Raw genomic sequence first — 12,622 nt, 5'->3', positions numbered from 1 at the left:
ACGTTCGGTGACCGAATGACCACGAGACCGGCCCTGCGCGCCAGGCGCCGTCGATGACCAGGACTTTCCCTGGACCAACCCAAAGTGGACTCAGCGTAGTCATTCCGTGCTTCAACGAAGTTGAAAACCTCGAACCGTCCTATCGGGAAATAACCAACGAACTAGGCCACTACCCGCTGGAACTGTTTTACGTCGACGACGGGAGCACTGACGGGTCACTGGAAGTGATCCGTTCACTGGCGGCCGGCGACCCGCGCGTGCGCTATCTGTCCTTTTCCCGCAACTTCGGGTTCGAGGCCGCCTTCTCGGCCGGTTACCGGTATGCGGCGAAGCCGTGGATCCTGCACGTCGACGCCGACCAGCAGTTCCCCGCCGCCGAGGCGGAGAAGCTGATCGCGGCGGCCGAGCAGGGCAACGACGCGGTGTTCGGCGTCCGCACCAACCGCCAGGACCCGCGGCTGCGGCGCTGGGGCACCGCCGCGTTCCACTTCCTCGGCCGGCGCGTGCTGCGCATCGAGATCCCCCCGGGGGCCACGGCGTTCCGGCTGGTCCGCGCCGAGCTGGCCCGGAAGATCGTCGACCTGCGGCTCGGCACGCCGTACTTCCTGGCCACGGTCCCCCGGCTGACCAGCCGGTACACCTGCGTCCAGGTGGCGCACCGGGCCCGGGAGCGCGGCGAGTCGAAGGTGGGCTTCGGCTTCCTGGCTTCGCACGCCATCGAGCTGTTCGTCGGCTTCACCAGAAGACTGACGACGGCGGCGTCCGTGACGGCCCTGATCGCCGGCGGGCTCGGCGTACTGGCCGCCGGCGCGGCCACCTTCGGGCTGCTCGGCGCGAGCGCCACGGCCGCGCTGCTGTTCGCGCTGCTCAGCGTGCTCCTGGTCGTCCTGTCGCTGACCGTGCGCTACCTCGTCGTGGTCGGCGCGGGGCAGCCGCGGCCCCGGCAGTTCTACGTCCGGGAAGCGAACGTCGTCGTCGACGCGGACGACCGGCTCTTCACCTCGGCGGACCCGGCGGGTCCCCGGCTCATCGATGTGCAACTGGGGAAAGGCGTTTCAGCGTGACGAGTTCGAACAACGACCCGGCGAGAACCCTGGTGATCCTGGGGGGCGCGGACGGTTCGGTCAGCACCTACGAGCGCGCGCGGGAACTGGGGTTCCGCACGCTCTGCGTCGACGTCCGGCCGGGTGCGCCGGCGGTGGCGTACGCGGACGAGTTCCTGCAGGTCAGCGTGCGCGCACCCGAGCAGATCGCGGCCGCGCTCGACGGCCGCCGTGACCTCGCCGGCGTGCTGAGCCCGGCCAGCGACGTCGGGCTGCCCGCCCTGGCGTGGCTGACCCGGCACTGGGGCATGCCGGACCCGCTGCCCGTGGCCGCGGTCGAAGCGTCGACCGACAAGTCCGTGTTCCGCGCCCTCTGCGACCACCTCGGCCTGCCGGGCTACCGCAGCGTCAGCGGCCGCCCCGGGCCGGAACTGGTCCACGCGGCCCAGCAGCTGCGGTTCCCCGCCCTGGTCAAGCCGGTCGACTCCTCCGGCAGCCGCGGGGTCGTCTCCTGCCCCGGTCCGGGCCGGTTGACCGCGGCGTTCACCGAGTCGCTCGCGTTCTCCCCCTCCGGACGGCTGGTCGTCGAGGAACACCTCGACGGCTCCCACTTCACGATCGAGGCGCTGGTCGTCGGCGGCCGGGTCGTCTTCCACGCCGTCACCGAACGAACGCTCACCCCGCCGCCGTTCTTCGTGACGTCGTCGCACCTGCTGCCCGCCGAGCTGCCGGCGGACGCCGAACTCCAGCTGGTCGAAGCCCTCGACCTGATCTGCACCGAGCTCGGCTACCGGAGCGGGCCGCTCACGCTGGACGCCGTGCTCGGCCGGGACGGGCAGCTGTACCTGGTCGAGATGGGCGCGCGCATGGGCGGGAACGGGCTCGCGGAAGCGATCGCGCAGTGCCACGGCGCCGACCTGATCGGCGCCGGGATCGCCACCGCGACCGGTGACGAGGTGCGGCTGGAGCTGCACGAACCGAAGCCGACGCTGGTGCACGTCCTCGCGTCCGACCGCGGCGGGCACCTGTCCCGGGTGGACGGTGCCGAGGACGTGCGCGCCATGCCCGGAGTGGTCGGGCTCCACCTGTTCGCCGACGAGGGTTCGTTCGTCCGGCCGTACGAGCAGGCGGGGCACAAGCTGGGGTACGTCGTGCTCACCGCCGGCTCGGTGCCCGAGCTGCTCACCGCGGAGAACGCCGTGCGCGGCACGCTGAAGTTCCTGCTCCACGAGCAGGACATGGCGGTACCGCTGCCGTGACGGGCTCCTCGGTCACCGCCGCACCGGCCGTGGCGCCGCCACGGCCGGCGGTGGTGCTGCGGCTGCTCGCCGGCCGGGGCGCGTTCCGGCTGTCGGTCCAGCTGATGGGGCTCGTCCTGATCACCGCGTGGGGCGCCCGCGACTACGGGCGGTTCGCGACCGCGCTCGGCCTGGTGACCTGGCTGAACTTCATCCCGGGCGCGGCGGAGAAGTCCGCGCTCAAGGCCCTCCCGCGGCTGCGGCTGACCCGGGACGCGGTCGCCGCGCTCGCGGTCCGGCTCGCCGCGGTGCCGGTGCTGGTGGTGCTGGCCGCCATGGCCGTCGCCCTCGTGGTGGCACCGCGGTCGGACGCGGCGCTGTACCTGACGGCGGCGGCGTGGTCGATCTCCGGCGGGCTGCTGATGACCGTGTCCGGTCTGCACCGGCTGCGCGGAAAGTCCACTTTGGACGCGGTGGCGTTCACCGCCGGTTCGGCCGTGGTCGCCGTCGTCACCTGCGTGACGTGGGCGGTGCGGTGGCCGCCCGGGGCGCACCTGGCGATGCTGCTCGGCGGTCTCCTGGTGATCCTCGGGGTTTCGGCCGCCCTGCTGCCCCGGCCGTGGCTGCGCGGCGGGGGCCTGCCGGGGCACCGGCTGCTGCCCGCGTTCGGGCGCAGCACGGTCCTGCTCGGCCTGACCGAAGTGCTCGACGTGCTCGCGACGTCGGTGGTGTTCGGCGTGTTCGCGCTGTCCGGGCGGACCACCGAAAGCGGCCCGTTCTACCTGGCCCTGCTGGTTTCGAGCGCGTTCTGCTCGCTGCTGTTCTACCAGCTGAGGGTGCACCAGCCGACGGCGTCGTGGCGGATGCGCGGTACCGGCGCGGCGGCCGGCCGGGCCCGTGCGGCCGAGCTGCTGAAGCTGGTCGAGCGCGGCGGGATCGCGTTCGCGGTGCTGCTGGCCGCCGGTCTCGCCGTGCCGTCGGCACGGGCGGTGCTCACGGCCGACAGCTACATCGTGCTCGGGGTGCTCGTGCTCGTCGAGACGGCGTTGTACGCGACCGGGATCTACGCGAGCTTCCTCGTCGAAAACACCAACAGCAAGGTGCTGACGCTGACGTCGGGCGCCGCCGTCGTCTCACTGGCCGCGACCGCCGTCGCCGCGGCCCTGCTCGTCCCGCCGCTCGGGCCGGTGGGCGGGTTCGCCGCGCTCGTCCTCGCACTCACGGTCAAGGCCGCCGTCCTGCGGCGCCTGATCCGCCGTCACTGATGTCTGCACAAGGGGAGAAGGAAGTCATGTACGTACTGGGCATCAGCAGGGTCCACGACTCGGCCGCGGCACTCGTGCGCGACGGCGAGATCATCGCCTTCGCCGAAGAAGAACGCTTCACCCGCGTCAAGCACGACGGCGGCTTCCCCGCCGAGGCCATCAAGTTCTGCCTCGACCGCGGCGGGATCACCCTCGCCGACGTCGACCACGTCGCCTACTACTGGCAGCGCTGGAAGGAAGGCATCCACGCGGCCAAGGTGTTCGCGCGGTACTTCCCGGGCACCCTGGACGTCTTCCGCAACGACAACGGCGACGAGGGCGGCAAGTCGGCGGGGATGGTGGACACGTTCAAGACCGGCGGTGGCTCGGGCAGCGACGACTACCACGTCGGCGGCGCGGTCCTGGCGCACATCAAGCGGTCCTACACCCTCGCGCAGGACGTCAAGGACGCCGCGGAGTGGACCGGCCCGACGAAGTTCAAGACGCACCTGGTCGACCACCACCGCGCGCACGCGGCCAGCGGCTACTTCATCTCGCCGTGGGACGAGTCGGCCGTGCTCACGTTCGACGGCATCGGCAGCGACGGCACGGCCACGTACCTCGCGCACGGTCGCGGCGACCGGATCGCCGACCTGCGGCGCATCAAGTTCCCGCACTCCCTCGGCGCGATGTACGCCGGCGTCACCGGCTACCTCGGCTTCTACCCGACTCGCGACGAGGGCAAGATCATGGGACTCGCCCCGCTGGGCGAGGACACCTACGTCGACGCGTTCAAGCAGCTGATCCACCTCGACGACGACGGCGGCTTCGAGCTGGACCTGAGCTGGTTCGGCCACCACCGGACCGGCAAGCACGTGATGGCGAAGAAGTTCACCGACACCTTCGGCCCGGCGCGGCCGAAGACCCGCGTGACGGCGGAGAACCCGGTGCCGCAGCACTACTGCGACATCGCCTACGCCCTCCAGGTGACGCTGGAGGAAGCCGGCCTGCACCTCGCGCGGTGGCTGCAGCGCGAGACCGGCTCGAAGCGGCTGTGCGTCGCCGGCGGCGTCGCGCTGAACAGCGTCATGAACGGCCGCATCCTGCTGGAGACGCCGTTCGAGGACTTCTTCGCCCAGCCCGCGGCCGCCGACGACGGCTGCGCGCTCGGGGCCGCGCTCGAGGTCTCGGTCGGCAAGTACCACCGCCCGCGGCCGCGAGCCGGCTACACCTACACCGGTCCGGACTACACCGAGGCCGAGATGGAAGTGGCGCTGCAGGACGCCGGAGTCCAGTACACGCGCGTCGCCGACATCGCCGCGCACACGGCGGCGAAGGTGGCGGAGGGGCGCATCGTCGGCTGGGTGCAGGGCCGGATGGAGTGCGGGCCGCGGGCGCTCGGCAACCGCTCCCTCGTCGCCGACCCGCGCGACCCCGAGTCGAAGACCCGGATGAACGAGAAGGTCAAGCACCGCGAGGCGTTCCGCCCGTTCGCGCCGTCGTGCCTGGCCGAACGCGCGGGCGAGTACTTCGTCAGCGACTACCCGTCGCCGGTGATGCTGCTGGTGTTCGACGTCCTGCCGGACAAGCGCGCCGAGGTCCCCGCGATCACCCACGTCGACGGGACCGCGCGGGTGCAGACCGTCAGCCAGGAGGACAATCCGCTGTACTACCGGATGATCAGCGAGTTCGAGAAGCTCACCGGCGTGCCGATGGTGGTCAACACGTCGTTCAACGACAACAACGAGCCGATCGTGGCCAGCCCGCAGGACGCCATCGCCTGCTACCTGAAGACCGACGTCGACGCGCTGGCGCTCGGCCCGTTCTGGGTCGAGAAGCCGCAGCTGGAGGAAGAATGACGACGACCTCGGCACCAGCCCCGGTCACCCCCGGCCGGGGCTGGGTCGGCGCGCTGTACCGGCAACGGCGGTGGCTGTGGCTGGCCGCCGCCGTCCCGGCCGTGGTCACCGCCTTGCTGATCATGGTGGTGCTGCCGCCGGACCAGACGCTGGACAACGTCGGCGACTGGGCGTTCAAGCTGTGCCCGTTCGTCTTCGCGGTGCTGACCGTGTCGCTGTTCCCGCGCGGCAAGTTCGGGCCCGCGCTGATCGTGTTCGCCGTGTTCGTCTACATGTCCTATTTGGACACGGAGCTGGTGATGCGGGTCCAGCAGTTCGCCCGGGAGGCGCCCACGAACGACGACGCGTTCCAGCCGGTGTACCAGTTCGAGCTGTTCGTGACGACGTTCATCGTGCTGTTCGCGCTGCTGGCCTACCGCCTCGGCGGCGGCCGGACGGCGAACGTGCTCAAGGTGGGTGTCGCGTCGATCCTGGTGGTCATCTCCGGCGTCAACGACCTGACGTTCTGGGCGCTCAACGACGTCTGGTCGGCCGGCACGAAGCCCACCGAGCTGAAGTGGGCGTCGCACATGATCGTGTTCCTCGGCGGGCCGCCGAGCATCCCGGCCGCGGTCGCGTTCATGGCCGTGCACCTGGTGCTGGCCGCGGTCGTGGTCGCGCTGCCGGTCGGGCGGTGGGTGACGGTCAGAGTCCGCGGTTCGCGGCCTGCAGCTTCGTGACGGCGGCCGCGTCGCCCTCGAAGTCCAGGGTGACGGCGTCGCGGCCGAACACGAACAGCAGCAGGTCGACGGGGTCGCCGACCACGGTGACCGGGTCCGGCCCGGTCTTCACGGCGGCCTCGCGGCCGTCGCGCGTCTTGAGCGTCACGCCGACAGGGGCCTTGCGAAGGTTGAGCTTGGCGCCCTGCTTGGCCGCGCGCCAGGCGGCGGCGTCCCGGGTGGGGTCCGCGGGCCGCGGTTCCCAGCCGTCCTGCGCGCGCCGGACGTCCTCGTGGTGGACGAGAAACTCGGCGGTGTTGGTGAGCTCGTCGAGCGGGCCGATCGCGGTGGGCCAGAACTTCGACGGGCCGCTCCGCACCTGCTCGACCAGGTTCGCCCAGGGTTTCGCGGCGTACCGGTCCTGCACCTTCTTGGTGTACCCGGCGAACGCGGGCACGATGATGCCGGGAGCGGCATCCGCCCGGTGTTCGCGCACGACGAGGTGCGCGGCGAGGTCCCGCGTGGTCCAGCCCTCGCACAACGTCGGCGCGTCCGGCCCGAGATCTTCGAAGAGCGCACTCAGCGCCCGGCGTTCGTCAGCAGCGACACCCATGACGTCGACGCTACCCGTCGGTAGCCGCCCTGGCGACGGGATGTGAGCTAGGGCTGTCTGACAAAGGTCGAGGCCGGTTGCTGAGATCTGCTGGTCGTGTCGAGGTTTCAGTGGCTCTCGGATGCTCAGTGGGCGTTGATCGATGACTTGCTGCCGGTCCGTACCGGTAAGCGTGGCCGCCCGTTATCGGATGCGCGGGCGATGCTGACCGAGCCGCCTGACCACGCGATCGGCCGCTCCCGCGGCGGCTGGAGCACCAAAGTGCACCACCTCGTCGACGGCAACGGCCGGCCACTGGTGACGTTGGTCGGGCCCCGCCAGGCCGGCGACGCGCCGATGTTCCTCCATCTGATGCGCCACCTGCGAGGCCGCGGGATGGGCGCGGTCGGGCTCGCACAAGACCCGACCGTGTCCGAACCTGCCGGCCAGTGATCACCCGACCAAAGCATTGTCAGCTACGAGCTAGTGGTGGAACGCCGTCGCCTTCGCCGGGTCCTTCGGGCGGCCGCCCAGCTGCTCCAACTCCGGGAGCACCCGCTTCAAATCGGCCAGCAGCAGGTCCGCCAGGTCGTGCGTGAAGCCGTTGCGGACCACGATCCGCAGCACCGCCAGGTCCGTCCGGTTCTCGGGGAACGTGTACGCCGGGACCAGCCAGCCCCGCTCACGCAGCCGGCGGGACACGTCGAAGACGTCGAAGCCGACGTCCGGGCGGGTGGTGAACGCGAACACCGGCAGCTGATCACCTCGGGTCAGCAAGGAGAACGGCCCGAGCGAAGCGATCCCGGACGACAAGTGAACGGCGACGTCACGCGAAGCCTGCTGCACCGCGCGGAACCCTTCCCGGCCGAGCCGGACGAACGTGTAGTACTGGGCCGCGACCTCGGCGCCCGGACGGGAGAAGTTCAACGCGAACGTCGGCATGTCGCCGCCGAGGTAGTTCACGTTGAACACCAGCTCGGACGGCAGTGCGGCCTTGTCGCGCCAGATCACCCAGCCGACGCCCGGGTACACCAGCCCGTACTTGTGGCCCGACGTGTTGATCGACGCCACGCGCGGCAGGCGGAAGTCCCACTCCAGGTCCGGGTCGAGGAACGGGGCGATCATCGCGCCCGAAGCGCCGTCGACGTGCACCGGGATGTCCCAGCCGGTGCGCTCTTCCAGCGAGTCCAGGGCGGCGACGATCTCCGCGACCGGCTCGTAGCTGCCGTCGAACGTCGAGCCCAGGATCGCCACCACGCCGATCGTGTTCTCGTCGCAGCGGGCCACGGCTTCGTCGGCGGTGAGGTGGTACCGGTCGCCGTCCATCGGGACCAGCCGCGGCTCGACCTCCCAGTACTCGCAGAACTTCTCCCAGCACACCTGGACGTTCGCGCCCATCACCAGGTTCGGCTTCCCGGGCTGTGACATCCGGGCTTCGCCCGGGCCGGGGGCTCCGCCACCCGGACCCCCTGAAGAGACGCGGTCGAGCTTGGACCAGCGCCGTTTCAGCGCCATCCCGGCGAGCATGCACGCTTCCGACGACCCGGTCGTCGAGCAGCCCATGATGTCGGCCGGGTCGGGCGCGTGCCACAGGTCGGCCAGGATGTTCACGCAGCGCCGCTCCAGCTCGGCCGTCTGCGGGTACTCGTCCTTGTCGATCATGTTCTTGTCGACGCACTCGGCCATCAGCTCGCGGGCCTGCGGCTCCATCCACGTCGTGACGAACGTGGCGAGGTTGAGCCGCGCGTTGCCGTCCAGCATCAGCTCGTCGCGCACGAGCTGCAGCGCGGTGTCCGGCGGCAGCGAGTCCTCGCGCAGCTTGTCGTGCGGCATGACGAAGCCCGCCGCGAGCGCCGGGTTCGCCCCGGCGTAGAGCGGGTTCGTCCCGGCCGTGCGGTCCGGGCGGCCGGCTTTCCCCTGATGCAAGACCATGCCACCGAACGTACTGGGCCCGGGCGCACGAAAGGGGCCGCTCCATCCGGAACGGCCCCTTTGGTGGGAAAATCAGGCCTGCTGGGCCTGCCACATCCAGTGCGCCTCTTCCAGCGCCCGGGTGATCTCGATCAACAGGTCCTGCGTGACGAGGTCGCTCTTGTCGGTCTCGTCGATGCGCTGGCGCAGCCGCTCGATGAGCGCGGCCAGGATGTCGACGATCGCGGCGACCGTGGCCTCGACCGACTGCCAGTTGTCCGGGTACTCGGGCACGCCCGAGCTCTCGACGACGGTCTTCGCCTTGCCGTTCGGCGAGATGCCGATGGCGTTGGCGCGCTCGGCGACCTCGTCGACGTACTGGCGCGCGGTGTTCACGAGCTCGTCGAGCTGCAGGTGCGCACTGCGGAAGTTCGAGCCGACGACGTTCCAGTGCGCCTGCTTCGCGATGAGGGACAGGTCGACCAGGTCGACCAGCGTCGCCTGGAGGGCGTTGCCGGTGATCTCCTTGTCGGCCTCGGAAAGCGGGCTCTTGATCGGAGACTTGCTCATCTGGCGTGATCCTTTCCTCGGACTCGTGCGGAGTGGTCGGGGGTCAGACGGTGGCGGAGAGCGCGACCTCGATGTTGCCGCGGGTCGCGTTGGAGTAGGGGCACACCTGGTGCGCCTGCTCGACCAGCTGGTCGGCCTGGGCCTGGTCGAGGCCCGGCAGCGAGACGTTCAGCGCGACGCCGAGGCCGAACCCGACCTCCTGCTTGAGCACGCTGACCTCCGCGGTCACCGTCGAGCCGTTCAGCGGGACCTTGGCCTGACGCGCGACCAGCTGCAGCGCGCTGTGGAAGCAGGCCGAGTAGCCGGCGGCGAACAGCTGCTCGGGGTTGGTCTTGTCCCCACCGGGGCCGCCCATCTCCTTCGGGATGGCCAGCGACTCGTCGATGACGCCGTCGGACGACGTCACTTCGCCGTTGCGGCCGTCGCCGCGCGCCGTTGCCACCGCGGTGTAGATCGCCTGACCCATGCTCAGCCTGCCTTCTGTCGCGGACGCTCCACAGCGAGCGTCTCACTGGGCACAACATCCCGCACCCGCGGAACAGTGCCCCCACATGGCAGGCATCACGTGGATGGCTTACCCGGCCGCCCCCGGGAGAAACGTCTGTGTCCATCGGGGCTCCGCCCCGGCCGGGGGCTCCGCCACCCGGAACCCCCGAAATCCTCATGCGGTGCGCGTCACCGCGAATTCCGCGACCTGTCGCCCGATCAGGCGAAGGGTGCGGACGCTCTTCTCGTCGGAGGCCCCGCCGGCCTCGTCGAACTTGGTCTCGGCCGAGTTGATCGAGCCGCCCAGCGGAGTGGCCCAGCCGCGCAGGGCGTGCGTGATCGTGCGGAGCTGCTCGAGCGTGGTCACCGCGGCCTGCCAGCCGTACGCGACGGCGGCGAGGCCGACCGCGCGGCCGTCCAGGTAGGGGCGGCGGTCCTCCCGCAGGTCCTCGACGTAGTCCAGGGCGTTCTTGACCAGGCCGGACAGCGCGCCGTGGTAGCCCGGCGAGACGACGATGAGCCCGTCCGCCTCCCGGATGGCCGCCACCAGCCGGGTGGCACGCTCGTCGCGCTCCGGGACGCCGGCGTCGTAGAACGGCAGCACGAGTTCCGGGCCGGTGATCAGCCGGGTCCGGACGCCCGCTTCGGCCGCGCCGTCGAGCGCGATCTTCAGCGCGCGTTCGGACTGGGAGCCCTCACGCAGAGAGCCGCCGATCCCGAGCACGTTGACCGTCCTGGCTGAAGTCACGTTTTCCAGGCTAACCCCTCGACTTAACTGGAGGACCAGAGTCTGGGACGGAGGTCCTGGTCACACCTGGACCAGCTACCTACTGGCAAGTAACCTGACCCGCAGTCCCGAGGCTGATGGAGGAACCATGGCGATCCCGCTCCCGGTCCGTGCCCAAGCGGCAGCGTCACAGCTGGCGTTCTGGCTGCCCACGCCGGTGCGGCGGGCCGCCGCGGGCCGGACCGTCCGCATCGACGGCCAGGACCTCGCGCTCGACGCCCAGCTTCTCCTCCGGCTCCAGAGGATCGCTCGAGCCGAGCTGGTGCGCGGGTCGGTCGAGCAGTCACGCACGCTGCTCGACGCCGCCAGGCACCTGGTCAGCGGCAAGCCGATCGAGCCCGTTTCGGTGCGCGAAATCGCCGTTCCGACTCCGGACGGGGACGTGCCGGCAACGCTGTACACGCCGGTGGGACTGCCCGAGGAGTCGCCATTGCTGGTGTTCTTCCACGGCGGCGGCTGGGTGATCGGCACCCGCGCGAGCCACGACAACGCCGTCCGCTTCCTGGCCAAGCACGCCGGGGTGCGGGTGCTGTCGATCGAGTACCGGCTGGCCCCGGAGTTCCCGTTCCCGGCGGCGACGGAAGACGCGCTGGCGGCGTTCGACTACGCGGTGGCGAAGGCGGGCGACCTGGGTGCCGACCCGGCGCGGATCGCGGTCGGCGGCGACAGCGCGGGCGGCAACCTCGCCGCCGTGACGGCCCAGCAGGCCGTCCGCCGCGGCGGCCCGGTCCCGGCGTTCCAGCTGCTGATCTACCCGGCGACGGACTTCGCGCGGCGCTACCGCTCGCAGGACCTGTTCGCCGAGAACCTGTTCCTGACCGACGTGCACATGAAGTGGTTCGAGGGCCACTACGTGCCCGAAGGCACCGACCTGACCGACCCGCGGCTCTCGCCGTTGCGCGCGGACGACCTGAGCGGCCTGCCGCCGGCCTTGATCGTCACGGCGGGGTTCGACCCGTTGCGCGACGAAGGGGAGGCGTACGCGGAGAAGCTGCGCGAGGCGGGGGTCGAGGTGGCGCTGCGCCGGCACGAAGACCTGATCCACGGGTTCATCAACTTCACCGGCGTGGGTACCCGGTTCCGGGAAGCGCTGGCGGAGATGGCGGGGGCCCTGCGGCAGGGATTGTCCAAAGTGCACTAACCCGGCCCAGCCGCAGTGAATGACTCATTCCTGGCTTCGGACGTCAGGAATGAGTCATTCACCGCATCAAGCGGCGAACGCGCCGGAGCCCGGCGCGGAGAAATGTCCGCGGCCGGGCTCCGGGCCCCCGGTTTCCTTCGGTGGTTACGACCCCGGCAGCGGCGGCACCGGGAGGGGCAGCGGCGGCACCGGCAGCCCGCCGAGCAGCCCGCCCAGGATGCCGGTGACGGCCGCGAGCAGCGCCTTCACCAGGTCGCTGACGATCTTCAGCGGGCCGGGCAGATCGGGCAGCGACGGGATCGGCAACGGCAGCGGCGGCAGCTGGCGCGCCTTCGCCGTCGGGTCGGCCAGCAGCCGGGTGGACTCGTCGGCACGCCCCTTGGCCAGGCCCGCCAGCTGCCCGGTCTCGGTCTGGACCGTGTAACGCTTGCCGGCCGCGATGTCCGCGAGCACCGGGCTCAGCTGACCGAGGTCCGTCCGCGTGGCACCGACGTCGCCCGCGTAGGCCACCTTGGTGAGGTCGTCACGCATCTGGAGCACCTGCGCGGCGAGGGCCTGGGTGCTGGAGGAACCCTTGCCCCCTCCCTGGCTCGCCGACGCGATCCCCGCCGTCGCCACCGCCAGCAGACTGCCGGCAGCCACCAGGGCGATGACTCGCCCGAACTTGGCTTTCATTCTTTACCTCCTGGCATCGAGACCTGACGGGGTAAATCGATACCCCCCGTGTCGGAGATAAGCCACTCGATCACCGATTCGGGACGTTTAACACCCTTACGTGCCGGATCTGAATGAGGCGAACTGGCCCGCATTGGATTAACCCCGAAACCTCGCCCGTCCCCCTGAAGATCATCATGACCGATTCCGAGGATCACTGCTGGTAGCATCCGTCCACTATGGAACGTTTCGGTAACCCACACGAGTGTAAACAGTGATCAATTAGCTTCATCACTCCGTCGGACCGCGCGTCTCGACTGCTCCAGATGGGGCGTCCCCCACGCTCGCCCCGCCACCCACACGGTTCCCCCGAGGTGGACGGGAAAATGCGAAACCAAT

At 70.4% G+C, this 12,622-nt stretch carries 12 protein-coding genes and 1 pseudogene; 7 read left to right on the top strand and 6 right to left on the bottom strand.

Annotation, left to right across the window (positions count from 1 at the left end):
* The first annotated feature begins 53 nt into the window (after positions 1–53).
* Genes AB0F52_RS36330 through AB0F52_RS36310 form a run of 5 tightly spaced genes read left to right on the top strand, consistent with a single transcriptional unit; the run spans position 54 to position 6,103 of the window.
* Positions 54–1,064, top strand: a complete 1,011-nt coding sequence (locus tag AB0F52_RS36330) for a glycosyltransferase family 2 protein (RefSeq protein ID WP_360180771.1) — start codon at positions 54–56, stop codon at positions 1,062–1,064.
* Positions 1,061–2,302, top strand: a complete 1,242-nt coding sequence (locus AB0F52_RS36325) for an ATP-grasp domain-containing protein (RefSeq protein ID WP_360180769.1) — start codon at positions 1,061–1,063, stop codon at positions 2,300–2,302. The genes AB0F52_RS36330 and AB0F52_RS36325 overlap by 4 nt, the downstream gene beginning before the upstream one ends.
* On the top strand, positions 2,299–3,546 hold the full coding sequence (locus AB0F52_RS36320; protein WP_360180767.1) for a hypothetical protein: 1,248 nt from the start codon (positions 2,299–2,301) through the stop codon (positions 3,544–3,546). The genes AB0F52_RS36325 and AB0F52_RS36320 overlap by 4 nt, the downstream gene beginning before the upstream one ends.
* A gap of 26 nt (positions 3,547–3,572) precedes the next feature.
* Positions 3,573–5,384 (top strand): carbamoyltransferase C-terminal domain-containing protein, encoded by a 1,812-nt coding sequence (locus AB0F52_RS36315; RefSeq protein ID WP_360180765.1) that lies wholly within the window; start codon positions 3,573–3,575, stop codon positions 5,382–5,384.
* Positions 5,381–6,103, top strand: a complete 723-nt coding sequence (locus AB0F52_RS36310) for a hypothetical protein (protein WP_360180763.1) — start codon at positions 5,381–5,383, stop codon at positions 6,101–6,103. Before AB0F52_RS36315 ends, AB0F52_RS36310 begins: the two co-directional genes overlap by 4 nt.
* Here AB0F52_RS36310 and AB0F52_RS36305 read toward each other — a convergent pair.
* A complete protein-coding gene (locus tag AB0F52_RS36305) occupies positions 6,069–6,695 on the bottom strand; it encodes a TIGR03085 family metal-binding protein (RefSeq protein ID WP_360180761.1) in 627 nt (208 codons plus the stop codon). The genes AB0F52_RS36310 and AB0F52_RS36305 overlap by 35 nt on opposite strands.
* A 210-nt stretch (positions 6,696–6,905) precedes the next feature.
* Between AB0F52_RS36305 and AB0F52_RS36300 the strand changes: the two are divergent.
* Positions 6,906–7,007: pseudogene (locus tag AB0F52_RS36300) on the top strand (IS5/IS1182 family transposase); the annotation flags it as partial.
* 150 nt (positions 7,008–7,157) lie between these two features.
* Here the strand turns inward: AB0F52_RS36300 and AB0F52_RS36295 are convergent.
* The 4 genes from AB0F52_RS36295 to AB0F52_RS36280 all read right to left on the bottom strand — a co-directional run bounded on the left by AB0F52_RS36295 (position 7,158) and on the right by AB0F52_RS36280 (position 10,389).
* Positions 7,158–8,606, bottom strand: coding sequence for a glutamate decarboxylase (locus AB0F52_RS36295; protein WP_360180760.1), 1,449 nt, complete (start codon positions 8,604–8,606; stop codon positions 7,158–7,160).
* 72 nt (positions 8,607–8,678) lie between these two features.
* On the bottom strand, positions 8,679–9,155 hold the full coding sequence (locus tag AB0F52_RS36290) for a DNA starvation/stationary phase protection protein (RefSeq protein WP_013230585.1): 477 nt from the start codon (positions 9,153–9,155) through the stop codon (positions 8,679–8,681).
* A 43-nt stretch (positions 9,156–9,198) separates the two neighbouring features.
* Positions 9,199–9,621 carry an organic hydroperoxide resistance protein gene (locus tag AB0F52_RS36285; protein WP_013230586.1) on the bottom strand — a complete coding sequence of 141 codons (423 nt, stop codon included), beginning with the start codon at positions 9,619–9,621 and terminating at the stop codon, positions 9,199–9,201.
* A 195-nt stretch (positions 9,622–9,816) separates the two neighbouring features.
* Positions 9,817–10,389, bottom strand: coding sequence for an NAD(P)H-dependent oxidoreductase (locus tag AB0F52_RS36280; RefSeq protein WP_360180757.1), 573 nt, complete (start codon positions 10,387–10,389; stop codon positions 9,817–9,819).
* A 127-nt stretch (positions 10,390–10,516) separates the two neighbouring features.
* On the opposite strand from AB0F52_RS36280, the gene AB0F52_RS36275 reads away from it, so the two are divergent.
* A complete protein-coding gene (locus AB0F52_RS36275; protein WP_360180755.1) occupies positions 10,517–11,569 on the top strand; it encodes an alpha/beta hydrolase in 1,053 nt (350 codons plus the stop codon).
* A gap of 144 nt (positions 11,570–11,713) precedes the next feature.
* Here the strand turns inward: AB0F52_RS36275 and AB0F52_RS36270 are convergent, their stop codons facing one another.
* Positions 11,714–12,244 carry a hypothetical protein gene (locus AB0F52_RS36270; protein ID WP_360180753.1) on the bottom strand — a complete coding sequence of 177 codons (531 nt, stop codon included), beginning with the start codon at positions 12,242–12,244 and terminating at the stop codon, positions 11,714–11,716.
* Positions 12,245–12,622 lie beyond the last annotated feature (378 nt).

Origin of the sequence: Amycolatopsis sp. NPDC024027, assembly GCF_040638975.1 — a bacterium.
Classification (GTDB): Bacteria; Actinomycetota; Actinomycetes; order Mycobacteriales; family Pseudonocardiaceae; genus Amycolatopsis.
The sequence above is the reverse complement of the archived record's forward strand: the minus strand, read 5'-3'. Positions and strand labels throughout refer to the sequence as shown.

Coding starts and splice junctions, on each gene's coding strand:
- AB0F52_RS36330 (WP_360180771.1), top strand. CDS start 54: ATGACCAGGACTTTCCCTGGACCAACCCAAAGTGGACTCAGCGTAGTC.
- AB0F52_RS36315 (WP_360180765.1), top strand. CDS start 3,573: ATGTACGTACTGGGCATCAGCAGGGTCCACGACTCGGCCGCGGCACTC.
- AB0F52_RS36310 (WP_360180763.1), top strand. CDS start 5,381: ATGACGACGACCTCGGCACCAGCCCCGGTCACCCCCGGCCGGGGCTGG.
- AB0F52_RS36305 (WP_360180761.1), bottom strand. CDS start 6,695: ATGGGTGTCGCTGCTGACGAACGCCGGGCGCTGAGTGCGCTCTTCGAA.
- AB0F52_RS36295 (WP_360180760.1), bottom strand. CDS start 8,606: ATGGTCTTGCATCAGGGGAAAGCCGGCCGCCCGGACCGCACGGCCGGG.
- AB0F52_RS36290 (WP_013230585.1), bottom strand. CDS start 9,155: ATGAGCAAGTCTCCGATCAAGAGCCCGCTTTCCGAGGCCGACAAGGAG.
- AB0F52_RS36285 (WP_013230586.1), bottom strand. CDS start 9,621: ATGGGTCAGGCGATCTACACCGCGGTGGCAACGGCGCGCGGCGACGGC.
- AB0F52_RS36275 (WP_360180755.1), top strand. CDS start 10,517: ATGGCGATCCCGCTCCCGGTCCGTGCCCAAGCGGCAGCGTCACAGCTG.
- AB0F52_RS36270 (WP_360180753.1), bottom strand. CDS start 12,244: ATGAAAGCCAAGTTCGGGCGAGTCATCGCCCTGGTGGCTGCCGGCAGT.